The organism is Algoriphagus sp. oki45, assembly GCF_036245605.1.
Taxonomy (GTDB): Bacteria; Bacteroidota; Bacteroidia; order Cytophagales; family Cyclobacteriaceae; genus Algoriphagus.
The window spans coordinates 204,152-229,039 of sequence record NZ_BTPC01000003.1 but is presented as its reverse complement, the minus strand read 5'-3'; the positions used below and the strand labels follow the sequence as shown (position 1 = coordinate 229,039).

General features: G+C 45.5%; 23 protein-coding genes. 16 read left to right on the top strand and 7 right to left on the bottom strand.

Translation table 11 applies throughout. The features are described from left to right. The 8 genes from mraY (at window position 1) to ftsZ (ending at window position 10,083) form a co-directional block, all read left to right on the top strand. The gene (gene mraY, locus AAA942_RS15025; RefSeq protein WP_338221106.1) at window positions 1-1,212 is read left to right on the top strand and encodes a phospho-N-acetylmuramoyl-pentapeptide-transferase; all 1,212 of its coding nucleotides are present in this window, start codon (window positions 1-3) and stop codon (window positions 1,210-1,212) included. Further along, entirely contained in the window at window positions 1,212-2,567 is a 1,356-nt protein-coding gene (gene murD, locus AAA942_RS15020) for a UDP-N-acetylmuramoyl-L-alanine--D-glutamate ligase (protein WP_338221105.1), read from the top strand. Before mraY ends, murD begins: the two co-directional genes overlap by 1 nt. Further along, window positions 2,564-3,748 carry an FtsW/RodA/SpoVE family cell cycle protein gene (locus AAA942_RS15015; protein ID WP_338221104.1) on the top strand — a complete coding sequence of 395 codons (1,185 nt, stop codon included), beginning with the start codon at window positions 2,564-2,566 and terminating at the stop codon, window positions 3,746-3,748. The genes murD and AAA942_RS15015 overlap by 4 nt, the downstream gene beginning before the upstream one ends. Window positions 3,749-3,784: 36 nt before the next feature. After that, window positions 3,785-4,867, top strand: a complete 1,083-nt coding sequence (gene murG / locus AAA942_RS15010; RefSeq protein WP_338221304.1) for an undecaprenyldiphospho-muramoylpentapeptide beta-N-acetylglucosaminyltransferase — start codon at window positions 3,785-3,787, stop codon at window positions 4,865-4,867. Beyond that, the gene (murC, locus tag AAA942_RS15005; RefSeq protein WP_338221103.1) at window positions 4,864-6,270 is read left to right on the top strand and encodes a UDP-N-acetylmuramate--L-alanine ligase; all 1,407 of its coding nucleotides are present in this window, start codon (window positions 4,864-4,866) and stop codon (window positions 6,268-6,270) included. Before murG ends, murC begins: the two co-directional genes overlap by 4 nt. Next, the gene (locus tag AAA942_RS15000; RefSeq protein WP_338221102.1) at window positions 6,267-7,022 is read left to right on the top strand and encodes a cell division protein FtsQ/DivIB; all 756 of its coding nucleotides are present in this window, start codon (window positions 6,267-6,269) and stop codon (window positions 7,020-7,022) included. The genes murC and AAA942_RS15000 overlap by 4 nt, the downstream gene beginning before the upstream one ends. A 9-nt stretch (window positions 7,023-7,031) precedes the next feature. After that, on the top strand, window positions 7,032-8,357 hold the full coding sequence (gene ftsA / locus AAA942_RS14995) for a cell division protein FtsA (RefSeq protein WP_338221101.1): 1,326 nt from the start codon (window positions 7,032-7,034) through the stop codon (window positions 8,355-8,357). Between the two features lie 115 nt (window positions 8,358-8,472). Beyond that, window positions 8,473-10,083 (top strand): cell division protein FtsZ, encoded by a 1,611-nt coding sequence (gene ftsZ / locus AAA942_RS14990; RefSeq protein WP_445083349.1) that lies wholly within the window; start codon window positions 8,473-8,475, stop codon window positions 10,081-10,083. A 3-nt stretch (window positions 10,084-10,086) separates the two neighbouring features. On the opposite strand, the gene AAA942_RS14985 is transcribed toward ftsZ, so the two are convergent. Continuing rightward, window positions 10,087-10,611 carry an NADPH-dependent FMN reductase gene (locus tag AAA942_RS14985; RefSeq protein ID WP_338221099.1) on the bottom strand — a complete coding sequence of 175 codons (525 nt, stop codon included), beginning with the start codon at window positions 10,609-10,611 and terminating at the stop codon, window positions 10,087-10,089. A gap of 94 nt (window positions 10,612-10,705) precedes the next feature. Between AAA942_RS14985 and AAA942_RS14980 the strand changes: the two genes are divergently transcribed. Further along, window positions 10,706-11,524 carry a purine-nucleoside phosphorylase gene (locus AAA942_RS14980; protein ID WP_338221098.1) on the top strand — a complete coding sequence of 273 codons (819 nt, stop codon included), beginning with the start codon at window positions 10,706-10,708 and terminating at the stop codon, window positions 11,522-11,524. 14 nt (window positions 11,525-11,538) lie between these two features. Here AAA942_RS14980 and AAA942_RS14975 read toward each other — a convergent pair whose 3' ends face one another. Next, window positions 11,539-12,009 carry a hypothetical protein gene (locus AAA942_RS14975; RefSeq protein WP_338221097.1) on the bottom strand — a complete coding sequence of 157 codons (471 nt, stop codon included), beginning with the start codon at window positions 12,007-12,009 and terminating at the stop codon, window positions 11,539-11,541. A 175-nt stretch (window positions 12,010-12,184) separates the two neighbouring features. Between AAA942_RS14975 and AAA942_RS14970 the strand changes: the two genes are divergently transcribed. From AAA942_RS14970 to AAA942_RS14950, 5 genes are all read left to right on the top strand, one after another. Continuing rightward, complete coding sequence (locus AAA942_RS14970; RefSeq protein ID WP_338221096.1) at window positions 12,185-14,602, top strand: TonB-dependent receptor; 2,418 nt, start codon at window positions 12,185-12,187, stop codon at window positions 14,600-14,602. Next, on the top strand, window positions 14,595-15,692 hold the full coding sequence (locus AAA942_RS14965) for a DUF4249 family protein (RefSeq protein WP_338221095.1): 1,098 nt from the start codon (window positions 14,595-14,597) through the stop codon (window positions 15,690-15,692). Before AAA942_RS14970 ends, AAA942_RS14965 begins: the two co-directional genes overlap by 8 nt. 462 nt (window positions 15,693-16,154) lie before the next feature. Next, window positions 16,155-16,388 carry a hypothetical protein gene (locus tag AAA942_RS14960; protein ID WP_338221094.1) on the top strand — a complete coding sequence of 78 codons (234 nt, stop codon included), beginning with the start codon at window positions 16,155-16,157 and terminating at the stop codon, window positions 16,386-16,388. A 147-nt stretch (window positions 16,389-16,535) separates the two neighbouring features. Further along, on the top strand, window positions 16,536-17,435 hold the full coding sequence (locus AAA942_RS14955; protein WP_338221093.1) for a hypothetical protein: 900 nt from the start codon (window positions 16,536-16,538) through the stop codon (window positions 17,433-17,435). Window positions 17,436-17,441: 6 nt separating this feature from the next. Further along, the gene (locus tag AAA942_RS14950) at window positions 17,442-17,921 is read left to right on the top strand and encodes a hypothetical protein (RefSeq protein ID WP_338221092.1); all 480 of its coding nucleotides are present in this window, start codon (window positions 17,442-17,444) and stop codon (window positions 17,919-17,921) included. Between the two features lie 272 nt (window positions 17,922-18,193). Here AAA942_RS14950 and AAA942_RS14945 read toward each other — a convergent pair whose 3' ends face one another. Then, the gene (locus AAA942_RS14945; RefSeq protein WP_338221091.1) at window positions 18,194-19,480 is read right to left on the bottom strand and encodes an amidohydrolase; all 1,287 of its coding nucleotides are present in this window, start codon (window positions 19,478-19,480) and stop codon (window positions 18,194-18,196) included. Window positions 19,481-19,661: 181 nt separating this feature from the next. Here AAA942_RS14945 and AAA942_RS14940 point away from each other — a divergent pair, with 181 nt between their 5' ends. Next, window positions 19,662-20,027, top strand: a complete 366-nt coding sequence (locus AAA942_RS14940) for a hypothetical protein (protein ID WP_338221090.1) — start codon at window positions 19,662-19,664, stop codon at window positions 20,025-20,027. A 10-nt stretch (window positions 20,028-20,037) separates the two neighbouring features. Continuing rightward, window positions 20,038-20,328 carry a hypothetical protein gene (locus AAA942_RS14935; RefSeq protein WP_338221089.1) on the top strand — a complete coding sequence of 97 codons (291 nt, stop codon included), beginning with the start codon at window positions 20,038-20,040 and terminating at the stop codon, window positions 20,326-20,328. Window positions 20,329-20,473: 145 nt separating this feature from the next. On the opposite strand, the gene AAA942_RS14930 is transcribed toward AAA942_RS14935, so the two are convergent. The 4 genes from AAA942_RS14930 to AAA942_RS14915 all read right to left on the bottom strand — a co-directional run bounded on the left by AAA942_RS14930 (window position 20,474) and on the right by AAA942_RS14915 (window position 24,703). Beyond that, window positions 20,474-21,184 carry a hypothetical protein gene (locus AAA942_RS14930; protein ID WP_338221088.1) on the bottom strand — a complete coding sequence of 237 codons (711 nt, stop codon included), beginning with the start codon at window positions 21,182-21,184 and terminating at the stop codon, window positions 20,474-20,476. Continuing rightward, the gene (locus AAA942_RS14925) at window positions 21,132-22,205 is read right to left on the bottom strand and encodes a hypothetical protein (RefSeq protein ID WP_338221087.1); all 1,074 of its coding nucleotides are present in this window, start codon (window positions 22,203-22,205) and stop codon (window positions 21,132-21,134) included. Before AAA942_RS14925 ends, AAA942_RS14930 begins: the two co-directional genes overlap by 53 nt. A gap of 51 nt (window positions 22,206-22,256) precedes the next feature. Then, window positions 22,257-22,508: a hypothetical protein gene (locus tag AAA942_RS14920; RefSeq protein WP_338221086.1), complete on the bottom strand. Its 252-nt coding sequence runs from the start codon at window positions 22,506-22,508 to the stop codon at window positions 22,257-22,259. A gap of 902 nt (window positions 22,509-23,410) precedes the next feature. Next, entirely contained in the window at window positions 23,411-24,703 is a 1,293-nt protein-coding gene (locus tag AAA942_RS14915; RefSeq protein WP_338221085.1) for an amidohydrolase, read from the bottom strand. Window positions 24,704-24,888: the final 185 nt, after the last annotated feature.

The following is a 24,888-nucleotide window of genomic DNA, read 5'->3' as shown; positions in this document are numbered from 1 at the left end:
ATGTTATACCCCATTTTTGACTATTTAGATCGAGTTTTGGACATCCCGGGTACGGGCGTGTTCCGATATATCTCGTTCCGTGCGGGTATGGCAGCGGTATTTTCTCTGATTATCACCATCACCTTTGGCAAAGCCATCATCGATTGGATACGCAGAAGGCAGATAGGCGAGACAGTCCGTGATTTGGGGCTCGAAGGTCAGGCGCAGAAGAAAGGCACTCCTACTATGGGAGGTCTGATGATGATTGCGGCCATCCTGATCCCGACCCTTCTTTTCGCCAACCTGAAAAATATTTATGTCATCCTCTTGTTGATTACCACTGTTTGGTTGGGCTTGATTGGATTTTTGGATGATTACATCAAGGTCTTCAGAAAAAATAAAGAAGGGCTCAAAGGCCGATTCAAAATCGTGGGCCAAATAGGAATTGGAATTATCGTGGGTACTACTCTGTACTTCCACGATGATGTAGTCATTCGAGAGTTTTCTACGCCTGTTTCTGTAGAAAGTGGGGTAGTCGAAACCCCGGCTTTCCAAGACGTGAAAGCGTTGAAAACGACCATTCCTTTTGTCAAAAACAATGAGCTGAATTACGAAAACCTGCTTGGATTCCTTGGGGAGAGCATGACTCCGATCCTGTACATCCTGGTGGTGATCTTCATCATCACTGCGGTATCCAATGGAGCCAATATTACCGATGGGATCGATGGTTTGGCTGCGGGTACTTCGGCGATTATCGGCTTGACCATTGCCATTTTCGCTTACCTAAGCGGTAATGCTATCTTCTCCCAATACCTCAACATCATGTATATCCCCAATTCCGGGGAGTTGGTGATTTTCGCCTCGGCCTTTATCGGTGCCTGCGTAGGTTTCCTTTGGTACAACGCCTACCCGGCTCAGGTTTTCATGGGAGATACCGGCTCATTGATGCTAGGCGGAGTCATTGCTGTTTTGGCACTTACCCTGAGAAAAGAGCTGCTGATTCCGATCATGTGCGGCATTTTCCTGATCGAAAACGTCAGCGTCATGCTTCAAGTCAGCTATTTCAAATACACCAAAAGAAAATATGGAGAGGGCAGAAGGATTTTCCTGATGTCCCCACTTCACCACCACTACCAAAAGAAAGGAATCCAGGAAGCGAAAATTGTGACCCGCTTTTGGATTGTCGGCATTTTGCTGGCAGTGATCACCTTGGCCACTTTGAAACTGAGATAATGAAAAAGATTGCCATACTCGGAGCCGGAGAAAGCGGATTGGGAGCAGCATTGCTTGCCAAGCGGGAAGGCTTTGCCGTATGGGTATCGGATTCGGGTCAGATTTCATCCCAAAGAAAAGAAAGCCTTAAGCAGGCAGACATCCTTTTCGAAGAAGAAGGCCACACCGAGGCAGAAATCCTTTCCAGCGATTGGATTATCAAGAGTCCCGGTATTCCTCATTCTGCTCCTTTGGTCAAGAAAGCCATGGAGCAAGGTATCCCTGTAATCGATGAACTGGAATTTGCCTTCCGGTTTAGCAAGGGAAAGGTCATTGCCATTACCGGAACCAACGGAAAAACTACCACCACCCTCCTCACCTATCATCTGATGAAGGAAGCCGGTTTGGATGTGGGCTTGGCTGGTAATGTGGGTAAAAGCTGGGCGGCTCAGCTTGTGGAGGGCGACCATGCATGGTGGGTTTTGGAAGTGTCCAGCTTTCAGATCGACGGAATGGTGGTTTTTCAGCCGGAAATCGCTCTTTTGACCAATATCACGCCGGATCATCTGGACCGCTACGAATACCAGCTCGATAAATACATCCTGTCAAAGATGAGTCTCTTCAAGCAGATGAACGCCCGACAAAAGGCCATTTTCTACAAAGAAGATCCTTACTCTCAACGTGGTTATTCCAAAAAGCCTTGCAAAGCCTCACCTTATTGGATTTCTCTCAATGAGCCTCAGGAAAAAGGTGGCTACACAGACGGAGAGACTCTTGAAATCGGCATCTCAGGAAAGCAAGCTTCCATTCCGGTGGATCTGCTGTCGATTCAGGGAAAGCATAATCTGCTCAACGCCCTTTTTGCCGGAACGGCAGCGATGCTGGCAGGGGTCACTGAAGAGCAGTTGAAAAGTGGTTTCCCCACTTTCAAAAATGCCCCCCATCGGATGGAGCAGGTGAGAGTCTTGAATGGAGTTCGCTACATCAACGATTCCAAGGGGACCAATGTGGAGTCGACCTACTATGCCTTGGGAAGTTATTCCGATCCTATGATCTGGATTGCTGGGGGAGTGGACAAAGGGAATGATTACACCAGCCTTCTTCCATTGGTGGAAATGGGCAAGGTAAAGACTTTGATCTGCTTGGGAAAAGACAACTCGAAACTGAAAAAAGCCTTTTCGGAGGCAATCGAGACGATAGTGGAGACGGAAGATATTCGGGAGGCAGTGACTTGGGCTCAGGAGCAAGCTCAGGAAGGGGAAGTGGTTTTGCTTTCTCCGGCCTGCGCCAGCTTTGATTTATTCAGGAATTATGAGGACCGGGGCGAGCAGTTTAGAGCTGCTGTTTTGGCACTAAAAGAAAAAGAGAACGCATGAACCAGCTGAAAGCATGGATTGATGAGCATTTCAAGGGCGATCCCATCATTTGGGCGATCGTGATTTTGCTGTCGTTGTTCAGCATCCTGGTTGTGTATTCCGCGACAGGAACCTTAGCCTACAAGACTGCCGGAGGAAATACCGAATTGTATCTATTCAGACACTCATTCCTGGTATTCCTGTCCCTCTTCGTGATGTGGCTGGCACACAAGATACCTTACAGAAAGTATGCGCTTTATGCCCGTCTTTTCATGTATCTGTCTATTCCGCTTTTGCTGTTTACCTACCTCTTTGGCTCCAATATCAACGAGGCCAACAGATGGTTGACCATCCCGGTCATCAATCAGGCTTTCCAGCCTTCGGATTTGGCAAAGTTGTCTCTGATAGCCGCCCTGGCAGCTATGTTGGCCACCAAGCAGAGGAATATCAAAGACTTTGCGGGAACCTTCCTTCCCATTATGCTTTCCATAGGACTCATCTGCGGACTGATCGGCTTGGCCAATATGTCCACGGCTATTTTGCTGCTGATAACCTGCCTTTTGATCATGTTTATCGGTAGAGTCCCGGTCAAATTTATCGGCTTGGTCGTTTTGATCGGAGTCATCGGTTTGGGTGGAGCTGTGCTCTTCGGACAGCGGGGAGACACTTTCCTAAGCCGAATCGAGGATTTCAGAGAGTCCAGAGTGGATGACAGCAAAATCCCTTTTCAGGCAGAGCAATCTTACATCGCCATTGCGACCGGAGGGGTGACCGGAAAAGGTCCTGGCAACAGCGAGCAGAGAAATTCTCTACCCCACCCGTACTCGGACTTTATCTACGCCATTATCATCGAAGAATACGGATTGATTGGAGGAGCAGCTGTGCTTTTCCTCTACCTCGCGCTCCTCTATCGGGGAATGCGGATTGTGGTCAATTCCAACAAAGCCTTTGGAGGCTTGCTTTCTGCCGGGCTCAGTTTTGCCCTGGTGATTCAAGCTTTGGTCAATATGGCCGTGGCTGTTGGACTCGGCCCGATTACGGGTCTTCCTTTGCCTCTTTTGAGTATGGGGGGAACTTCCTTGGTTTTTACCGGAACAGCCCTTGGGATTATCCTCAGCGTGAGTAGAGGAGATCATCAGGATGAGGCCAGCGCGGCTGCTGCCGAAATGCCAAAAACAAGTAATAGACTAAGAACAGCTTAAGCAAACGTGAACGCAGAGCGACCTACATATCGGATACTGATCAGCGGAGGAGGCACAGGAGGACACATCTATCCTGCGATCGCCATCGCCAATGCCTGGATGGAGAGGCATCCCGGTAGCGAGATCCTTTTTGTAGGTGCCTTGGGAAAAATGGAAATGCAAAAAGTCCCCGAAGCAGGCTATCCCATCAAAGGACTGCCAGTGGCCGGACTGCAGAGAAGCCTCACTTTGGACAATCTAAGCTTTCCTTTCAAGCTGCTGAAAAGCCTTCGAATTGCATCAGGCATCGTGAAGGAATTCAAGCCTGATGCAGTAGTCGGAGTGGGAGGTTACGCCAGCGGTCCGGTGCTTTATGCTGCGCAAAACAAGGGTATTCCCACTTTGCTACAGGAGCAAAACTCCTACGCAGGCCTGACCAATAAGCTGTTGGCCAAAAAGGCAAAATCCATCTGTGTGGCCTACCCCGGAATGGAGGCCTTTTTCCCAGCTTCCAAAATCAAAGTGACCGGAAACCCGGTGAGAAAGGACATTCTGGATTTGTCAGGAAAAAGAGAGAAGGCTCTGGCCCATTTCGGATTGGAGGAAGGACGAAAGACAATCTTGGTCTTGGGAGGATCTCTGGGAGCGAGGACGCTTAATCAAGCCGTCCTAAAGGACATGAAAAAGTTAGAAAAAGCAGGGTATCAGGTGCTCTGGCAAAGCGGGAAGTTCTACTTCAAAGCCATGCAGGAGGAGTTGAATTCTTCAGGATTGAAGCACATTCAGCTGAGGGAATTTATCCGGGAGATGGATTTGGCTTATGCTGCTGCCGATGTGATTGTGTCCCGTGCGGGTGCACTTTCTGTGTCTGAATTGAGCCTGGTCGGGAAGCCTGTGATCTTCATTCCCTCTCCCAATGTGGCAGAAGACCATCAGACAAAAAATGCGATGGCCTATGTGAGGAATGATGCAGCTGTACTCTTGGAAGATAAAGCCGCAGTAGGTCTGCTGAAGGAAAAAGTAGATGAACTGATGATTAACCCAGAGCTCATGCTGAGCCTGGGAACAAATATGAAAAAACTGGCCAAGCCGGAAGCGGCAAAGGCTATTGTGGAAGAATTGGAAAAACTCGTCGCATGACATTCAAAGGGATAAATAAGGTGTACTTTCTCGGAATCGGGGGCATAGGCATGAGTGCTTTGGCCCGGTGGTTTCGGCATGAAGGCTATCCTGTAGCAGGATATGACAAGACTCCTTCTCCCTTGACAGAAGAGCTGGAAGGTGAAGGAATGCTCATTTCCTATGAGGATCGAGTGGACAGCATGCCAGTCGATTTCACTACAGCTCCTGAAGAAGTTCTTGTAGTGTGGACTCCGGCTATACCTAGGGACAGTGTTCTTCTCAATTTCTTCCAGGCGCATTATACGCTGAAGAAAAGATCAGAAGTCCTCGGAATGATTACCAAAGACTTCTACACCATCGCAGTGGCGGGTACACATGGCAAGACCAGTACCTCTTCTTTGGTAGCACACCTGCTGAAATCGGCAGGTAAGCCGGTAGCGGCATTTTTGGGAGGAATTACTCAAAACTACCAAAGCAACCTGATCCTTCCCGGCAAAACCAAAGAACAGGTTTTGGTGGTGGTAGAAGCCGATGAATTTGACCGATCCTTTCTCAGACTTCACCCGAATGAAGCAGTGGTGACCAGTGCAGATCCGGACCACTTGGATATCTATGGTGACGAAGCCACTATTCTGGAAGGTTTCCGGGATTTCATCCGATTGGTTGATAAGCGGGGTAAGCTTTACATTCAGTCCCATGCTCTTTTCCGTCTGGGAGAGGATTTGGAGGCGAAGGCTACCCAAAGAGAATATGGACTCCGGTCCACGGGTATTCATGCCGAAAATGTCATTGCCAAGCCCGGAATTTTCCAGTTTGACTACATCGGTCCAAAAGCACAAATCAGCGGTTTGGAGCTGCAAATTCCTGGATTTCACAATGTGGAAAATGCCTTGGCAGCCATCGCCATAGCCGTAGATCATGGAGTGACTCCTGAACAGATACGAGAGGGGATCAGAACCTTCAGAGGGGTCAAGCGAAGATTTGAAATTCATTCTACCGAAGAGGGAAAAGTCTACATCGATGATTATGCCCATCACCCAGAGGAGATCAAAGCTTGCCTGAGCTCAGTGAGAGCAATGTACCCTATGCAAAGGCTCACCGTGATCTTCCAGCCTCATCTCTACACCCGGACTAGGGACTTTGCTGAAGGGTTTTCCGAAAGTCTATCCTTGGCTGATGAGGTGGTCCTATTGGACATCTATCCAGCCAGAGAACTGCCGATTGCAGGAGTCACTTCGGAGATGCTTTTGGATGGGATTCAGGCAGGGAAAAAGATATTGATAAAAAAGGATCAGGTAATGGAATACCTGAAGGAATCCCAGCCCGAGGTCTTGGTGACCATGGGGGCGGGAGATATTGACCGGCTGGTGCCGGGTATTGCAGCGTGGGAAAAGTCAAGAGTTATACTCAAAAAAGAATGAACTGGAAAAAAGTGAAAAAGGCAGCCGCTTTGGTCACCCTTTCAGTCATTTGGGTGGTTTTGATCGGCTTTGTGGAAAAGAAAGGACAGGAAAAGACCTTTCAGAAGGTGGAGATTGATCTAGAGGCAGTCAGTGGAGTCTATTTCGTCGAAGAAAAGGAAATAGCCACGCTGATCTCCCAATCTTTCCCTGAGCTCAAGCCCGGACTTCCTGCCACGCAGATACCCCTTGCTGAAGTGGAGAAAAGATTGATAGGGCATCCCTTTATCAAGAAAGCAGAAGCCTCAGTAGGCCAGAAAGGCATTCTAAAAGTAGAAATCGAACAGCATGAGCCTATTGCGAGAATAGCAAGGCCTATGGCAGCCGATGGGTACATCACAACAGATGGGCTCATCATTCCTACCTCATCCAGCTATACGAGCCGGGTTCTGATTTTGGAAGGGGATTATGCGGAGCAGTTGATGAATCAGGGGAGTCTGGAAGGCATGCCGGAGTTGATGCCACTTATCGAGTACATCACTGGGGATGAGTTTTGGAAAGCTCAGATTACCGAATTGGAAATCCGAAAGCGGAATGATATCCGACTGCATCAGCAAGTTGGAAAGCAGGTGATCGAGTTTGGGGATGGCTTTGATATCGAAAGCAAATTCGACCGGATAGAAGTGCTGTATCAGGAAATACTTCCGAGAAAAGGCTGGAATGCCTACGATCGGATTAGCGTGAAATTTAAGAATCAGATTGTTTGTGAATAAACCTTGGCTATGGAAAACGATAAACTTATAGTAGGTCTTGATATTGGGACGACCAAGATCTGCGCCATCATCGGCCGCAAAAATGAGTTTGGCAAACTCGAGGTGTTGGGTATGGGTAAATCCGTTTCCGACGGTGTCGAACGCGGCATTGTCACCAACATCGAGAAGACCATTCATGCCATCGAGAAGGCAGTCCAAGACTGTTCCGATATGGCCGATGTGGATATTGCCGAAGTGATCGTTGGGATCGCCGGTCAGCATATCCAAAGCAAAATCATGCATGGCAGCATTATGAGGCAGCCTACAGAGGATGAGATTACGATAGAGGATGTGCAGCGGCTTTCCGCAGACATGCACAATATCGTGGTGCCTCCAGGCAACAGCATCATCCATGTGATGCCTCAGGACTACACCGTGGACTACGAAGGCGGAATCAAAGATCCCGTGGGCATGGCAGGAACCCGATTGGAAGCGGATTTCCATATCATCACCGCCCAGACTACAGCCATTCACAATATCAATAAATGCGTTAAGCGCGCCAATCTGATCTCCAGTCAGCTCATTTTGGAGCCATTGGCAAGTTCTCTTGCCGTGCTCAGCGACGATGAGAAAGAGGCTGGGGTTTGCTTGGTGGACATCGGAGGGGGTACCACTGATATTGCCATTTTCTATGAAAATATCATCCGGCACACTGCGGTGATTCCTCTTGGAGGAAATATCATCACCTCAGATATCAAGGAAGGCTGCATGCTGATGCAGAACCAGGCAGAATTGCTCAAGACACGATTTGGAAAGGCTATCGCCAAGGAAGCCAATACCAACGAAATCGTATCCATCCCCGGACTCCGAGGAAGACCACCTAAGGAAATCTCAGTTTACAATCTGGCTTCCATTATCGAAGCCCGACTTGAAGAAATCATCGAAATCGTGCAAAACGAGATCATGCAAAGCGGCTATTACAAGAAACTCGCCGGGGGTATCGTCCTCACCGGGGGTGGCTCGCAGATGCAGTATATCTCCCAGCTCTTCGAATACAAAACTGGACTCGATACCAGAATCGGCTATCCCAATGAGCACTTGGGCAAATCCGTCATCGAAGAGATCAAAAGCCCGATGTATGCCACTTCGGTAGGTTTAGTCTTGGCTGGATTCAAGTCTTTGGACAACAGAGAGGACGAATACAACCGAAGAAAAGCCAACAGTGGGCATAAGCCAAAAATCATGCAGAAGCGGGAGATGATTTCCAACAGCTTCTTTACCAGTATCAGCAACAAAATCAAAAACATCATTTCCGCCGATATCGGCGATGACGACAATTATAACTACAACAACTAGGGCTTATGATTGGGGGAGATAATCAGCCTTGCGGATTATTTCCCTTGTTTTCCCTTTCTCACTAAATAACACTAACACTAGAAATTTTCACCAAACCTAAAATATGTCAGATAACATGAAAGATTACAGATTTGATTTGCCAAAAAATCAAAAGTCAATTATCAAGGTAATTGGCGTAGGTGGAGGAGGTAGCAATGCCGTCAACCACATGTACAGCCAAGGAATCAAGGATGTGGAGTTTGTCGTAGTCAATACCGACGCACAGGCCCTGAAGTCCTCTCCGGTTCCTCTCCGCCTGCAGTTGGGTGCCAACCTGACCGAAGGCCTCGGTGCAGGTGCCAATCCTGAACAAGGAAAAAGCGCCGCCATCGAATCTCAGGATGAAATCCGGGAATTGCTCTCCGACAATACCAAGATGGTCTTCATCACCGCCGGTATGGGTGGTGGTACAGGTACGGGTGCCGCTCCTGTCGTAGCCAAAATCGCCAAAGAATTAAACATCCTGACCGTGGGTATCGTCACTGCTCCTTTCATGTTTGAGGGGAAAAAGAAAATGGCAGTAGCTCAGGCAGGGATTGAAGCACTTCGTGAAAACTGCGATACGGTTCTTGTCATTCTTAATGACAAGCTGAGAGAAATCTACGGCAATCTTGCTATACGTACGGCATTCAGCAAGGCAGACGATATTTTGACTACAGCGGCCAAGTCTATTGCAGAGATTATCACGGTTCATCAGGATGTCAACGTGGACTTCGAAGATGTGAAGACTGTCATGAAAGATGCAGGAGCAGCCGTCATGGGTTCCTCTACCGAAGAGGGCGAAGGACGTGCTATCCGAGCAGCCGGTGCAGCCATCTCTTCTCCACTGCTCAACAATGTGGACATCAAAGGAGCCCAGAAAATCCTCCTTTCCATCATGTCTGGGGAGGAAGAAGAATTGTCCATGGACGAACTTTCCGAAATCACGGAATACATTCAGGAAAAAGCGGGCGACAATGCCGAGGTTATCTTTGGTCAGGGTATCGACCCTGAGTTGGGTAAAGCTATCCGCGTGACTGTCATCGCTACAGGATTTGAAATGGATAAGCTTTCTGACAAGCCTGCCAAGAAGGAATTTGTAGCTCCCATATCGGCTTTTGCCAATCCGGTAACCAAGCCCGTGGTAGAGGATGAGGATTCTGTGAAAACAGTAATTAATCTGGACTCTGGAAAGAGCGAAAAGGTAAAAGAAGAACCGGTATCCGGAACCAGCTTTTCCTTCAGCTTTCCCAAGGCACCTATAGCTCCGGTACAGCCTACTCAGCCGGAAAAAGAAGAAGAGTTTACCTTCGAATTCAAGCCTGTTCAGCAGGATACTCACGAAGATGAGCCATCCGAAAAAGTAGTTCATGACCTCTATGAGGAGGAGTCTGAAAAGAAAGAGGTGAAAATGCCTGAAGAATCAGAGCCGGTTCCCCAGCTTTTTGCAAATGACTACTATGAGCAGATGAAGCAAAAGGCGATTCAGAGAGCTCATGAGCGTTTTGAAAAGCTGAAAGGCAAGCGTTCATTCAACCCCACTCCTGAGGAATTGAAGGAAAAACTGGAAGTGCCGGCCTATCAGCGCAAGAATGTTGTACTCAATGAGCCCAAGCATAGCTCAGAGGCGGAAATCAGCAAGTACAATCTGAGCGACGAGAACGAGATTCTCGGCAACAACAGATTCCTGCATGACAATGTGGACTGAGAGTTAAAACTCTACAAGCATGTCTGCCTGGGTGTGCAGCAGTTCGACATACAGCCTGTTGGTGAGCAGGTTATCTGACATATTTTGCTCTATTTTGGCGAGCTTCGGCTTGAGAGCAAGAACGTGCATACCCAAATAATGAAAGATGTCGGTGAGGTGGCTCAAAGCGATGCCACCTCCGCCGATACCTGATGAAAGCCCGATAAGGGCACATTTTTTATTCCGGAAAGTATTGGGATAAGTCATCCCATCGATGAAGGTTTTTAAGATTCCGGGAAAAGACCCATTGTACTCAGGTACAATGAAAACATATTTCTTCCCTTCCTTGACTCGGTCATGAAAGGAATTGAAGTCCGGATTTTTCCCGTTGTTTTCATAAAGTGCAGTGGCGGTAAAATCTGCTGGCAAATGCTCCAGCTCCAGAATTTCTGATTCAGCACCTTTTTCGGCTAAAATGCCCTGGAATATTTCTGCGATGATTTTGGAGACAGAGTTCTTGCGGTTGGTTCCGACGATGATCTTGATCATGGATTTCAAATTACTCCTCACTATACAAGCAAGTGGGGCTAAAAGTTCTCAAGCCCAAACAAAAACCTATCTTTGGGCCTTATTTTAAACTACCATGGATTACCTACAGCAGATCAAAGAAGCCGAAGCATTTATCAAATCCAAATACCCCGAAAGTGTTCCTTTGGGAATCATCTTGGGGACCGGACTGGGCAATTTGGGAAACCAAATCGAAGTGGAACTGGAGTTGGATTACAAGGATATTCCTCATTTTCCGCTTTCGACCGTGGAAAGCCACTCTGGAAAACTGGTCTTTGGAACCCTTTCAGGTAAGAAAGTAGTCGCGATGAAAGGCCGCTTTCACTACTACGAGGGGTATTCGATGAAGCAGGTAACTTTTCCTGTTCGGGTGATGAAATTTTTGGGAGTGAAAACCCTTCTGGTATCCAATGCTTGTGGAGGCTTGGATCCTGCACAGGCTGTGGGGGACGTGATGATTATCAATGACCACATCAACCTTTTTCCTGAAAATCCCCTAAGAGGTATTAACTACGAGGAGTTGGGTCCAAGATTCCCCGATATGAGCGATGCCTATTCGCCTAGGTTGATTCAAATGGCTCTTGAAATCGGCGAGAAAAATGGCTACAAACTTCACCAAGGAGTATATGCCGGGGTAGAAGGTCCCAATCTGGAAACTCCCGCTGAGTATGTTTACATCCGCAAAATAGGAGCCGATGCAGTAGGGATGAGTACTGTGCCTGAAGTCTTGGTAGCCCGGCAAATGGGGATAGAGGTTTTTGGAATGTCTGCCATCACGGATTTGGGAGTGCCGGGCAAAATCCATAAGATTTCCATTCAGGATGTCTTGGATGCAGCGGCCAAAGCAGAGCCTATCATGAGCCTGATCATGCGAGACTTGGTTGCCCAGCTGTAATTCTGATCCCTGAGCTATTCTTTGGGAAGTTCGTCCAGAGTCTCCACCAGCAGCTCCATAAAAGGTCTGATTTCTGCTGGCCAGAGAGCCGGGTTTTTCCCTACTTGCCACCAAAGCACACCGGTCCGGTTTTCAAAGGCCAAGTAGTAAGCTCCTTCTTCGATGCAATTGGGGCAGGCGACAAAGTCATTGCCTAAGGGCCGGAGGTAACTTTCCGGGAAAGCAACCCGCAATTGCTCAGCTTGAGAAAGAAATCTGGAGTCCAAAGGAGCAGCTTTATAGGTGATAATGGGAGCGTCCCGAAATGTGTTTAGGTTGTCAATGAAAAGCCGACCTTGGTCCAGTTTGTAAAACTGCATGCAATTACCCTCACAGAAAAACTCCCATTGACCGAAGATAAACGCATCGACCTCTGGTGTTTCTTCTTCTTTGCATCCGGAAAGAAAAGGGACCAAAATCAAAAAGGAAAGCAAGATTCGTTTCATGGCTCTATGTGGATTGGAAGGATTCGGTTTGGCTTTTTGGTGTTCAACTGGGAATAAAGGTATTTTGACTCGATTCTTACAGACTTGCTGACTTTGGTCAAAAAAACGAAGGAAAAACCCAAATCGTTTTGCATTTTTAAAACTTTCTAAAAGAAATTTCTATTCCTTTTCATTCATGCATTCTGTATTCAGATTGGTTTTTTTGTTCGGTCTTTTTCTGACTTTTCCCCTTTTTGCTCAGGAAGAATCAAAAGTCTATGTTTTTGGAAAGAAACAGCCGAATCCAGCTTCCAGCTATGTTTTGACAGGTAAAATTTTGATCCAATCCACCGGAGAACCTCTACCGGGAGTAGGAGTAAACGTCGATGGGTTGTACACTGGAGTCTCTACGGATAAGTATGGATTCTACTACCTTACCCTCAGCCCCGGACCACATAAGGTTACCTTTCGTCACATTTCCTACATTCCCATCCCCACTGAAATAGAACTCTATGAAAACGGGGTGATCAATCTGGAGATGACCGAGAAAAACTTCGAGCTGGAGGGAGTGGTGGTGATGTCTGATCAGCCAGACCGCAACGTGAGGGAGGCAATCACCGGAATCACCAAACTGACCACTCAGGAGCTCAGAGCCATCCCTGCTTTTCTCGGAGAGGCGGATATCTTCAAAGGTCTTCAGCTATTGCCTGGGGTTTCCTCGGTGGGTGAGGGTACTTCCGGGATCAATGTTCGGGGAGCCAAAACAGACCAAAACCTGATCCTGATGAACGAAGCCCTGGTCCTGAGCTCCAACCATGCCCTCGGATTCCTTTCGGCTTTCAATACCGATGTGACGGAGACGTTTACCCTTTACAAAGGAAATCTTCCTGCCAACCTGGGAGGAAGGTCAGGCTCAGCCCTGAATATCCTGATGCGTCCTGGAGATATGAATTCTTGGAAAGGACAGGTTGGAGTCGGTACTTCCAATGGCAAAATCCTGCTCGAAGGACCTTTGGCAAAGGATAAGGTCAGTATCATCGCAGGAGGAAGAATCTCCAATGTAAACTGGCTACTCAATCAGGCTCGGGATATTGACTTGCAAAACAGCCGCCTGAACTTTTACGATGGGTACTTGGGTCTGAACTGGAAACTGGCTCAAGGCCATACACTAGAAGCCAATACCCTGCTGACAGGAGATGAGTTTTTGTTTTCTGATCAGTTTGGATACGACTGGACCAACAGGGTCAGTTCCTTACGATACCGTGGGATTTTGGGAGAAAACCTCTCAGTCAATGCTTTGGTCGCGGATGGGGATTTTACCAATGCCTTTATCGATCCGGAAGGCGTTGAAGCTGCCCGAGTGGTCAATGGCATGAGATATCAACAGGGGAAGCTTTCGGCTACTTGGGCCAATGAGAAGCTAGCGCTTACGGGAGGCGTGGAGGCAATAAATTATCAGGGAAAACCCGAACGATTGGAGCCCTTTGGTGCAAATTCCGCCGTGGTAGCGGAGGAGATAGGTAAGGAAAAGGGCTGGGAAGTGTCCGGATTTCTGAGTATGGAATACGAACTCGGCGAGTCCACCGGGCTGGTCGCTGGACTTCGCTATTCGACCTATTCCCAAAGAGGGCCGGATACTGTCTACCAATACAATCCCAACGGACCCATTACAAGCGAAAACATCATCGGTCAGGAGGTATTCGGAAACGGGAAAATCGCATCCTATTCCGGCTTGGAGCCCCGGATATCCATCCGCCAAAACCTCAATTCTACCACTTCGCTGAAGGTCAGCTATGCACGCCTTTTCCAGTATGTCCAGTCCATTTCCAATACCTTTGGACCTACTCCGATTGACCTTTGGCAGCTGAGCACGAGCTATATCGCTCCTCAGCGAACGGACAATTTTTCCGCTGGGATCTTCCGCAATTCTGCTGACAACAAGTGGGAGTTTTCGCTGGATGCATTTTATCGACTAGGGGAAAATCAGGTCGAGTACCGGGATTTTGCCAATATCTTTCTCAATCCCCACCTCGAAACCGAGTTGGTATTTGGGGAAGGCAAAGCCTATGGAGCCGAATTCATGATTAAGAAAAATCTCGGCGTAGTCACCGGATGGCTCGCATACACCTATTCCCGATCGTTTTTCCGTTCATTGAGTGAGTTTGTGCCGGAGCAGATCAATCAGAATGAATGGTTTCCATCCAACTACGACAAGCCCCATGAGGTGAATTTCATCCTGAGCCGGAAGATGTATCCACGGGGTCTTTTCAATTTCTCGGTGAATTATGCCACCGGAAGGCCGGTCAGTGCGGTGACGGCATCCTACCTTTTGGGAGGAGGCTTGGTGGTGCCGGATTACTCGGCGAGGAATCAATATCGGATTCCTGATTATTTCCGGGTGGATGTGTCCTACACCGTAGAAAAAGTCTTTTCCAAGAAGGGAGATAGCCTGAACTTCAGTATTTATAATTTACTCGGGAGAAGAAATGCCTATTCGGTCTTTTGGCAAAAGGACTCGGATTCCCAGCAGTTGAAGCCGTATCGCTTGGCTATTTTGGGGGCGATTTTTCCTTCTATTTCGTACAGTATTCAGTTTGGAGGTGATCATGAGTAAGGTATTCCGCGTGTGGGTATGGTTTTTTGTTTTTGGATTGGTTTCCTGTGTGGATCAGATCAATTTTCCTTTGGAAAAGCCTGAAACCGAGCGCTTGATAGTCAGTGGTTTGTTTACCGATTTGGAAGGACCGCATACCGTGTTCTTGTTTGAAACTACTTCCCAAGCGCGTCAGCCTCTTTTCCAGGATGGGTTTTTCACGCTGAATGATCGGCCTAGGCCGGTGACCAATGCACAGGTGACCTTGGTGGAAGAAAATTCCGGTTCTGGGTTTCCCTTTCGGATGGTTCGTCCGGGAGAATATGAATTGAACGGGCAATATGCACCCCGGTCCGGGATGAGTTTTTTCCTTCAGATCAATGTGGGAGGGGAAACCTATCGCTCAGTGCCGCAGACCATGCCTACTGTAGTTGGGTCTGATTCCCTGAGTTTTTCCTTTGAGCGGACTCGGGATGATGACAATCCCGATGCGGCACAGGTAGTCATCCGTACCGAAGTGACTCTGCCGGAGCAGACGGGGGGATATTATCTTAGGTGGGCCGTGGATGAAGCCTATTTCTGGGATTTGACTTTTTTCCCAAATCCATTCAATACCCCTCCTCCAAATTGTATTGTCTTTGATTTTCCTGATCCTGAGCGGATTACCTTGGTCAATGGAGACTTGCTTAACAACCCCGGAGGCAAATCCACACAGGTAGTGGCCCAGCGGGGGGTGGACCAGTCCTTTTTGAGTCGACATTATTTCAATGTGCAGCAGTTGAGTATCACGGAGGATGCCTATCGGTACTGGACGCAAATTCGTGAAGTGGTGAACAATACCGGGTCGGTTTTTGACTCCCCTCCGGCTCCAGTGCGGGGGAATATCTACAATGTTAATGATCCCGATGAGGTGGTTTTGGGGTACTTTGAGGTGGCCAAGTCTAGGGTGACGCGGATATTTACAACTGCCGCTGACGTGCCCTTTTTTGTGGAAAAAGCCTGTGAATTCATTCCCGGCAAAAGAAGAGATCAATATTTGCCTACCTGCCTGACCTGCAGTGCTTTTCCAAATAGCACCAGTCAGTTTCCGCCGTGGTGGTTTGATGAGTAGGGAGTTTTCCTTACTTCAACCTCTAGGGTTTTGGTATTTGATAACCTTTCGGATTTCAAGGTAAAAAATGAAAAAACCACATAGATACATAGGTTTACCTAGTCTAGGTATTCTATGTGCTTATGTGGTTTAATTCTTTTTTGAATCGAAAAAAGATCCTTCCCAAAATCCTTCAGGAAGTGTTTTTCTTTGAGCTAAGACCCATCAAGCTATAATCCAACCAAATCAGAATTTTCACCTATGAAATTATAAGAAACCACATAGACACATAGGTTCACATAGTCTATGTATTCTATGTGCCTATGTGGTACACAAAGAAGGTAGAGGGTCATTTTTGAGGTGATTAATTTTCTGAATACGAAAAATAAAGTTACTGATTTTCAATACCTTAAAAATTAATTATAGCCAGTTATTGACTTTTTAGTCGGGGGGGGGTATGTTTAAGAAGTTAAATTCTTTACTATGAAAAAACCTTTTTACTCCCTTGGGCTGGGAACTTTAGCCCTGATGATCTTTTGGTCATGTACTTTGGAGGAGATCGAGACTCCTCAGCAATCGGCAATGCTTGATCCTATTCCATTGGCTCAGGCATTTTATGAAATGGAAAAGCCCAAGCAGGGGAATTTCTACGGTAGAATTACCTCAGATTTGGAGGTGTTTCCACATTGGGAGGGAGCGAAGATCTATTCGGATTGAAGATTTCTGATCGTTCCGGCACATCGGAAAGTAAAAGCGACCTATGCGCAGGGGTATCTAAGGAGACTGGTTTTTCAGCTCGATGAATCTGGCGAAGTCATCCGGGGAGGAATCTTAGAAATCACAGGAAAAGACGGAGGGTTTCTTTTGGACAATGAGGAGGTCCTGATCGAAGGATTTCTCTCTGGTGTGAAATCTTCCCAACTGACCTATTTGTGGTCTGATTTTGGTTCCAAGCCATTGGACGGAATGCAGGCCAATGGGCGGACCGTCGAACGATCGGTGGATCGGCTGCTTAATTCCAGAAAAGGAACAGAAGGATTCAGCTTTGAGAATTGCATCGATTGGTACTGGGTGTATAGTATTGGCGGAGTCGTGGTCTATGAGGAGTACAGTCATACGACTTGTGGGTCTGGTAGCTGCGATACCAATAGCCAAGACGCATGTTTGGATGATGGAACAAATGGAGGGGGAGGTGATGGAGGCCAAATAGCCTATAAAATTGAAAACAATGTCCAGAATCCTTGCATTTCTAATCAAGTGGAAAAGGCTATTGATGCCCAATTTAAAAACCAAATAACCAATTTGATAAATAATGCATTTGGACAAAGCGAGAAATTTAATATTCTATTAGAAGACTTGGATCTCAATGATAATTCACTAGACGGAATCACAGGGACATCTTTTACAGATATGGCTGTAACCTTTACAATTACAATAAATTCAGGAGCATTAGCTTCTTCCTCCCAAGAATATATTATGGTTACAGTTTTTCATGAATTGCTCCATGCTTACATGAATTATTTAGGTATTAATATGTCATCAAATTCAATTGATCATGTAAATATGGCTAATTCATACCTTACCTTATTAAGCCAAGCATTAATGGAACATTTTGAGATTGGAGCTATAGATGCCTACCATTTGGCTTGGGGAGGATTGCAAAATACTCAAAAATGGTCTGAATTATCCCAAACACAAAAATACCATATCACTGAAACAAATCAAAAATACCGTTCTGGAGTTAAAGGTAATAAATGCAATTAGAAGGTTATGAAAATAAGATTATGTTTAACATTAAGTTTGATAATTTTTCTTAGTTCGTTAAATCAAGTTCAATGTCAATCCATTGAGGAAGATCAGTTTTACGCAGAATTAAAGAAAATAGTATCTAAGACAGCGATGCTTAATCCATTTGATTCCACTGGGAGAAAATATATTAGTTTTTCATATGAGGTGAGAATTGGAAATGAAGCAAGTATAAAAATCAGTGAACATGCACCCTGGGGGTCGAGAAATAGAATTGAGAAATTAAAAGATGATTTGGTTAATTATATTGAAAGCCAAGGAAAGGAAATTGATAATGAGTTAATCATTATTTATCCCGTGCTTTTTAATTTTGATTATTTGATAGATGATTCAAATAATTTAGGAACAGCAATTGAATCTTTGATTATAGAACCAGACCAAACGAATTGCCCCAGAATTGAGTCCCCAATTTATGTGGTTGCTAAAAAGCCTCAGGTGAACTGATCTTAATCAAAGCCCTACCAAAACCCTTCAGGAAGTGTTTTTCTTTGAGCTAAGACTCATCAAGCTATAATCCAACCAAATCAGAATTTTCACCTATGAAATTATAAGAAACCACATATACACATAGGTTCACATAGTCTATGTATTCTATGTGCCTATGTGGTTTAATCCTTTTTTGAATCGAAAAAAGATTCTTCCCGAAATCCTTCAGGAGGGGATTTTTCTATAGTCTAGATTCGGTGGACTGTGGTCTGTAGACCATTGACCAAGCCCTACTTCTTCATCCCCATATAATCAACAGTCAAGTAGCTAAGGGCACGCACTCCAAGTATGAATCCACTTTCGTCTAGGTAGAAGTCAGGTGTATGATGAGATGGGGTTTTCAAAGGGTCTCCACCTTTTTTCATTCCTCCAAGCATCATGAAAATGCCCGGTTTTTCACGCTGATAAAAGCTATAATCCTCCGAGGCGGTAATAGGGTCCACTAGGATTACATTTTCGGTTCCTGCTGCTTCTTGCAAAGTAGGAAGCATTTTAGCCATAAGTTCAGGGTGATTGACTGTGGATGGATACAGTTTTCTGATTCGTACATCAGCTGTGGCCCCTGCACTTTCAGCGATTTTGGTGGCTATTTCTTCAAACCGCCTATGTACCAGTTCCTGTTGCTCATCACCGAAAGTCCGGATGTTTCCTATCAATTCTACCTCTTCAGGAATAATATTGTGACGAATACCTCCATGAACTCCTCCTATGCTCACTATGGCCGGGGCTTCAGTGATATTTACATTTCGGGAAACGATGGTTTGAAGTCCAGTAATGATTTGGGAAGTCGTTACGATCGGGTCCACGCTAGACCAAGGCGAGGCCCCATGAGCTTGAACTCCCTTAATTGTTATATCAAAAAAATCAGCTGCAGCCATAAACGGGCCTGACCGGTAGCCGATCTGACCAACTTCCCTTTGTGAATCAATGTGTAGACCAAAAATGGCATCTACATCTTCCATCACTCCTTCTTCGACCATCTGCCTCGCTCCAAAAATGTCTACATCGACTACGCCTTCTTCGGCAGGTTGGAAGATAAACTTCACTGAGCCTTCCAGCTGATCTTTCATTCCAGCCAAGACCTCTGCCACTCCCATCAAAATCGCCATGTGGGAATCATGTCCGCAAGCATGCATCACGCCGGTTTCCTGTCCGTTGTAGGTGGCAGTATTGACTGACCTGAAGGGAAGATCATTGCGCTCGGTCACAGGAAGGGCGTCCATATCCGCTCGAAGTGCTACCATGGGACCGGGTTTTCCTCCTTTTAGTACACCCACTACTCCGGTGACAGCCACCTGCTCGGTCACTTCCATCCCAAGAGCCCGGAGATGATCCGCCACGATTTTGGCCGTTCGGAATTCTTTATTTCCCAATTCGGGGTATTTGTGAAAATCCCTTCTCCATTCGATCACTTTGGACTCGATGGCATCGGCACTTTGATCGATTTGAGGCCGCAGACTAGACTGGGCAAAAGCTGAGGTAGTCAGCAAAAGAAAGGGGAGCAGGAGCTTTTTCATGGGAAAATTGGGAATGGTGGGTGGTTAAACTGTCCTTAAATATAAAGGCAATCTTGGCTTTTTGAAGCATTTGGGAAAAGAGTTGACGCTTGGGCTTTTAACTAATTTTATCAAATCAAAGCAATTTTTAAAAAGGTAGGGAAATTTTTATCCCTAATTTTAACTAATTAATACTTGTTTTATGAGCAGTCAATATTATCCTAGTTTTCCTTTTTTTCTTGGTGTTTTGCTTTGCCTCACTTCATGTGATATAGGCTCCGAAGAAAAATGTATCTCCGTTTCCAAGAACTCTGAGGAATTGAGATTGGATACCTTGGTTTTAAACTCGCCCAAAAAGAATAAGATTTATCAAGCCCAACTTCGATTTTCCGGAGAAGTCAAAGACACTTTAAACTTGAAGTTTGGTCCAAAAAATCAATTAATCCTAGGCCCGGGAAAATATGATTCCTTGCTTTACAAAGGCGATTGGTATGCAGATCCTATGATTTTGAGTACTTCTGGTGGAAAAGGAAGTCAGTTGGAGTTTTGTACAAAATTTTTCTATTAATCAGATATTTATGAAAATCCGATACCTTATTTTGATTTTTCTTCTGCTCGGAGTAGGTTCGTTTCAATATGATCAATATCAACCCAATCGGAATCGTGAAAATGCAGAAAAAATCCGCCTCGGTATGACTTCAGAAAAAGTGATCCAACTTATGGGGCAGCCGGACAAAAAAAGTATTCTCTTTGCTTCCAGGGTAAATGCTGATACCACTTATCTGTATCGGGCGCCTTTTGGTTCTTCAGAGGAGATCTCAATTTCTTTCGATGAGGCTGAGAAGGTAGTTCACGTTACCAATGAATAAGGATTAGTTTCTAATCTACTTTCACAAAAAGTAACCACATAGACACATAGCATCACATAGATAATTAGGCTATGTTTTCTATGTGCCTGAGTGGTTCAAAACCCAAAGACTACCCCTCAAAATTGCGCTTGAGCTGCACCTTCAATCATTTCATCTCATACATATAAACCGTACGATTGCAGGATTGCAAAATCACCCCATAGCTTTTTAATCCTTCACGCAGCGAATCAAGTGAGCTTGCGTCTAAACTAAAGGAATATACCTTGGCACTTTTTGCCTGCTCAAAGAAAAATCTACCCAATCTTTTTTCCTGACTGAGTTTTTCGGCAAGCTCTTCTACAGTGTATCCCTCCAAAATGATTCGTGATTTGCTGGACTCATTCTTTTTGAGAACTCCATTTTTTGGAGTGTACAGAGACTTGTCGAGTTGGTCTTGGGAGCTGATTTGAAGACAATTACCCTTTTGATTTTGAGACGTTTGGCTGGTGACAAATTCAGGACGCTGATCCAACTGTTTCCAGATTTGATCCAGAACTGACTGATCCAAGTCAGCTGAAGTATTTATTCGCAAGGTGTAGAGTTCTTCTCCAAACTTTCGACTGATCTTAAATTCCACCTCAGGCCACAATTCGGTAAATATCTCAGATAGGGTTCCTCCCGTACTCACAAATCCGGGACCCGAAGCCGAACTTGTATTCCGCTCCCCATCCCCTTCGAATCTGTGCAATTCGAAATTACCTTGCTTAATGGTGCCACTTGCCACCAGGACTTTTTTGGAAGAAGCCACCTGAGTTTGTGAAAAACTAGGAAGGTAGCTCAGAAAGAGGAATGCGAAGGAATAAAAAAGGGGTCTCATAATTTTTGAGTTTTAGGAAGGGTTCGGGGTAAGTTTCGTTGGAGTTAAACTCGATGAAGGCCTCTTCGGTCAATAGGAGATAAAGTTCCTCATTGTATTCTTGTCCCAAAAAAGGCAGCTCTACACCATTGGAGAGTATGACTTTATTAAGCAAAGTTTTTTTTCCGCTCGGCAAATGATGAATCAAAGTTTGTAAGGAGGTATTTTTCACCAGAGAGTACCATCTCCAATCTTTTGATTGGGCCAAATACAAAGGGAAGTAAGTTTGTTCAGGATCAAGCCCCACGCCAGCTTCCGTCTCTTTTCCATAGGGAGATACTTGCAAAAGCTCTGTACCAACCCATTCCCCTTCTTGATTGAATCTGACCAGGGTATCATTTCCTATCCGGGAAAAAACCATCTCGTTTTCACTACTAACTAGCGACTGATTGGTCAACACATTGAAGGAGTAAGAATCAGTCGGCGAGGCGGGGTAGCTCAGGTATTTTTTAACTTTCTCAGGACTTTCTAGTGGATAAGTTAGGAGCTGAAAATTAAGCGTGGTATCTCTGTTCAGTGTATTGGGTGGCTGATATAGAAATACCCGATCCTCAACTACTGTCATCCTAGAAGCATCTATCCCCAAGTCCAAGGTGGTTTCAAAAGTTTTGGTTACCAAATCGAATCGGTGGGCAATTCCCTTTCCCTCGCAAAGCAGGTAAAGTTTGGTGCCTGAGATTGAAAAATCAGATATTCCACAGCCCTGGAGTTCCAAGTAAACTTCTGAATTAAAAATCAAAGGTTCCTGATTGGGATCTGGATAATGATACAAGGAAGATTTAGAGAGAATGGTAAATCCGCTCTCCCCGATTTTCCACTTATCAATTACACCACTGAACGGAATATGAGGAAATTCTACGAGGTCAAATTGATTGACTTCTAAGGAAACTGGCGATAAATTGGAGACTACTTGTTCCTGTACAGAAGGGCTGCCACAGGACAATACAAAAGTTAGCGATAAGAAGACAACAATTCGATTCATAGAAATAGAAGGAAAAGCGACAAAATCCTAGAATTTTGCCGCTTAAAAAACTTACTGAATACTTGCAGGAGCAGGATTTTGAATGCACGTAGCTGAATCAGCATTACAGCAAGCGTAATATCCGGAACCGCAAGACACTGAAGATCCTTTTACAGACCAAAGATTTACCCCAAGTATGGAAACTTGAGTCCTGAAGGTACAAGAGGTTGCTCCTTCTCCTCCTGCTGAACATGCTGCAGAAAGATTCGTGTAGGAAAACATAAAAAGTCCTAAACACAGAAATAAGGCAATACTTTTTTTCATGTGAAATTGAGTTTAAAGTTTAACATAGTTTTATCTCACTTGAGATGATTCATAAATAGATTGATTCATTTTTACGTTTAGTTAAACTAGATTAAAAAGTGATTTAAACTAGTTTAAAAAATCAAAGTAGTCGATTCGACTTTAGTTTGGATAAGTATTGGGGTGTCACATTAAAATAAGAGGCAAGATGCTTCTGAGGTATCCTGTACCATATTCCAGGATATTTCGTTTTGAAAAACTCCCATCTGTGGAGAAAAGACTTTTTTCCATTGATCAGTTTCCAGTTCAGATTTTGCTCATACTTGATTGTCGAAATTTTCTTCAAAATTTCGACAATCAATTTGGGTTCGATCTTTGGGTGATTCAATGTTTCCAAATTGAATATCTCAACAGTACTGTCTTCCAAGGCCTCTAAGGTGAATGAAGAGTTTATCTTGCCCCAGAAATAAAATCCTGTGAGATAGAAACTGCCTGTAGAAGGAAAGGAGTTGGTAAATTCCTCTAATCCATCGTCGTGAAACTCTCTAAACAATCCTTTCTTTATCCAGTACAAATTAGTCAATGGCTGGCCTTGCATCAAAAGACAATGCGCCTTTTTAACCAGGAGGCTCTCACTTTCCAATGGGAAACCCAGCTTTAAACACTCTTCTCTAACAAACTCAAAACCATTCATACAATCAGATTTATTTTATAAAATGATCAAATTAAAATCCATTTTTGGTTATTTTAACTATGATCCTGTTGAATTAGTTTGTGGATTTTTCAATTTATTTTATCCTTAGTTATTCCCGGAGCCTTTTTTGCTTTTGATTCCAAAAAACAACCCTCCCGAATCACTTCAAGAGGGGTTGTTCTATAGTCCAGATTCTGTGGACTGTGGTCCGTCGACCATTGACCAAACCCTACTTTTTCATGCCCATATAATCCACTACAAAGTAGCTCAGCACCCGCATGCCGAGTACAAATCCTCCCTCGTCGATGTAAAAGTCTGGCGTATGATGAGAAGGCGTTTTGGTAGGGTCTCCGCCTTTTTTCATCCCTCCCAAGCCGATAAAAAGCCCGGGCTTTTCCCGCTGATAAAAGCTGAAATCCTCAGCACCCGTCACTGGTGGATTGTAGTTGATGTTTTCTTTTCCCGCAGCAGCTTCCATCGTAGCTACCATTTGGGCGGTGAGTTCAGGGTCGTTTACCGTAGAAGGGTAAAGCTTTTGGATATTCACCTCCGCTCTGGCACCGGCACTTTCCGCAATATTCGTTGCGATTTCAGTGATGCGCTTGTGCACCAAGGTTTGCTGCTCGTCTCCGAAAGTTCGGATAGTTCCGATCATTTCCACTTTCTCAGGAATGATATTGTGACGGATGCCTCCATGAATAGCTCCCACAGTGACCACGGCAGGGTTTTGGGTGATATTGACACTTCGCGAAAGGATCGTCTGCAAACCGGTCACAATCTGGGAAGCGGTCACAATCGGATCCACTCCAGACCAAGGAGAAGCTCCGTGGGCCTGAGTGCCATGTACGATAATCTCCAGATTGTCCACGGCTGCCTGAGCAGGTCCAGAGCGGTAGCCGATTTTTCCCACTTCTGTCTGGGAAGAAATATGCAAACCGAAAATCGCATCCACATCTTTCATTACGCCTTCTTCTACCAGTTGCTTGGCTCCCCAAGTGGTGACTCCGGGCTCGTAGATCCCTTCTTCGGCAGGTTGGAAGATAAATTTGACCGAGCCTTCCAACTGATCTCTCATTCCGGCTAGGACCTCAGCCACACCCATCAGGATAGCCACGTGGGTATCGTGACCACAGGCATGCATGACTCCGGTTTCCTGTCCGTTGTAGGTGGTTGTGACGGTAGATTTGAAGGGTAAATCTACCCGCTCGGTGACCGGAAGGGCATCCATATCCGCCCGCAGGGCGACCATGGGGCCGGGCTTTCCGCCTTTTAGGACACCAACTACACCGGTCACGGCCATTCCTTCGGTGACTTCAATGCCCAAGGAACGAAGGTGATCGGCTACTTTTTTGGCAGTGCGAAATTCATTGTTTCCCAGTTCGGGATTTTGGTGGATGTCGCGTCTCCACTCGATCACTTTGGATTCGATAGAAGCGGCCTTTTGATCAATAGCCGGACGGAGTTTACTTTGGCCAAATGCCGTTCCACTAATCAGAAGTAGGGGGAGAATAAGTTTTTGCATAAGATTGTAAGGTTGATTAGGATTTAGGCGGTTTTTTGGGTGTTTGGGAAAATTAGGCTAAGCGAAGCTAAAATCCTTGACCTTTCGGATAAAAAGCGGTTTTGGAGAACTTTTGAGAATGATTTTGATTTTAAGGATAAGGAATTTATAGAGTTTGCCTTTGTTTTAAAATAAGGTGACTGCTG

Excerpts from the sequence above, each read along its gene's own strand:
- AAA942_RS14965 (WP_338221095.1), top strand. The coding sequence starts at position 14,595 with ATGAGTAAGGTATTCCGCGTGTGGGTATGGTTTTTTGTTTTTGGATTG.
- mraY (WP_338221106.1), top strand. The coding sequence starts at position 1 with ATGTTATACCCCATTTTTGACTATTTAGATCGAGTTTTGGACATCCCG.
- AAA942_RS14975 (WP_338221097.1), bottom strand. The coding sequence starts at position 12,009 with ATGAAACGAATCTTGCTTTCCTTTTTGATTTTGGTCCCTTTTCTTTCC.
- AAA942_RS14915 (WP_338221085.1), bottom strand. The coding sequence starts at position 24,703 with ATGCAAAAACTTATTCTCCCCCTACTTCTGATTAGTGGAACGGCATTT.
- AAA942_RS14920 (WP_338221086.1), bottom strand. The coding sequence starts at position 22,508 with ATGAAAAAAAGTATTGCCTTATTTCTGTGTTTAGGACTTTTTATGTTT.
- murC (WP_338221103.1), top strand. The coding sequence starts at position 4,864 with ATGACATTCAAAGGGATAAATAAGGTGTACTTTCTCGGAATCGGGGGC.
- AAA942_RS14970 (WP_338221096.1), top strand. The coding sequence starts at position 12,185 with ATGCATTCTGTATTCAGATTGGTTTTTTTGTTCGGTCTTTTTCTGACT.
- AAA942_RS14945 (WP_338221091.1), bottom strand. The coding sequence starts at position 19,480 with ATGAAAAAGCTCCTGCTCCCCTTTCTTTTGCTGACTACCTCAGCTTTT.
- murD (WP_338221105.1), top strand. The coding sequence starts at position 1,212 with ATGAAAAAGATTGCCATACTCGGAGCCGGAGAAAGCGGATTGGGAGCA.
- AAA942_RS15000 (WP_338221102.1), top strand. The coding sequence starts at position 6,267 with ATGAACTGGAAAAAAGTGAAAAAGGCAGCCGCTTTGGTCACCCTTTCA.
- AAA942_RS14960 (WP_338221094.1), top strand. The coding sequence starts at position 16,155 with ATGAAAAAACCTTTTTACTCCCTTGGGCTGGGAACTTTAGCCCTGATG.
- AAA942_RS14935 (WP_338221089.1), top strand. The coding sequence starts at position 20,038 with ATGAAAATCCGATACCTTATTTTGATTTTTCTTCTGCTCGGAGTAGGT.
- ftsZ (WP_445083349.1), top strand. The coding sequence starts at position 8,473 with ATGAAAGATTACAGATTTGATTTGCCAAAAAATCAAAAGTCAATTATC.
- AAA942_RS14930 (WP_338221088.1), bottom strand. The coding sequence starts at position 21,184 with ATGAGACCCCTTTTTTATTCCTTCGCATTCCTCTTTCTGAGCTACCTT.
- AAA942_RS14985 (WP_338221099.1), bottom strand. The coding sequence starts at position 10,611 with ATGATCAAGATCATCGTCGGAACCAACCGCAAGAACTCTGTCTCCAAA.
- AAA942_RS14940 (WP_338221090.1), top strand. The coding sequence starts at position 19,662 with ATGAGCAGTCAATATTATCCTAGTTTTCCTTTTTTTCTTGGTGTTTTG.
- AAA942_RS14980 (WP_338221098.1), top strand. The coding sequence starts at position 10,706 with ATGGATTACCTACAGCAGATCAAAGAAGCCGAAGCATTTATCAAATCC.
- AAA942_RS14950 (WP_338221092.1), top strand. The coding sequence starts at position 17,442 with ATGAAAATAAGATTATGTTTAACATTAAGTTTGATAATTTTTCTTAGT.
- ftsA (WP_338221101.1), top strand. The coding sequence starts at position 7,032 with ATGGAAAACGATAAACTTATAGTAGGTCTTGATATTGGGACGACCAAG.
- AAA942_RS14925 (WP_338221087.1), bottom strand. The coding sequence starts at position 22,205 with ATGAATCGAATTGTTGTCTTCTTATCGCTAACTTTTGTATTGTCCTGT.
- AAA942_RS15015 (WP_338221104.1), top strand. The coding sequence starts at position 2,564 with ATGAACCAGCTGAAAGCATGGATTGATGAGCATTTCAAGGGCGATCCC.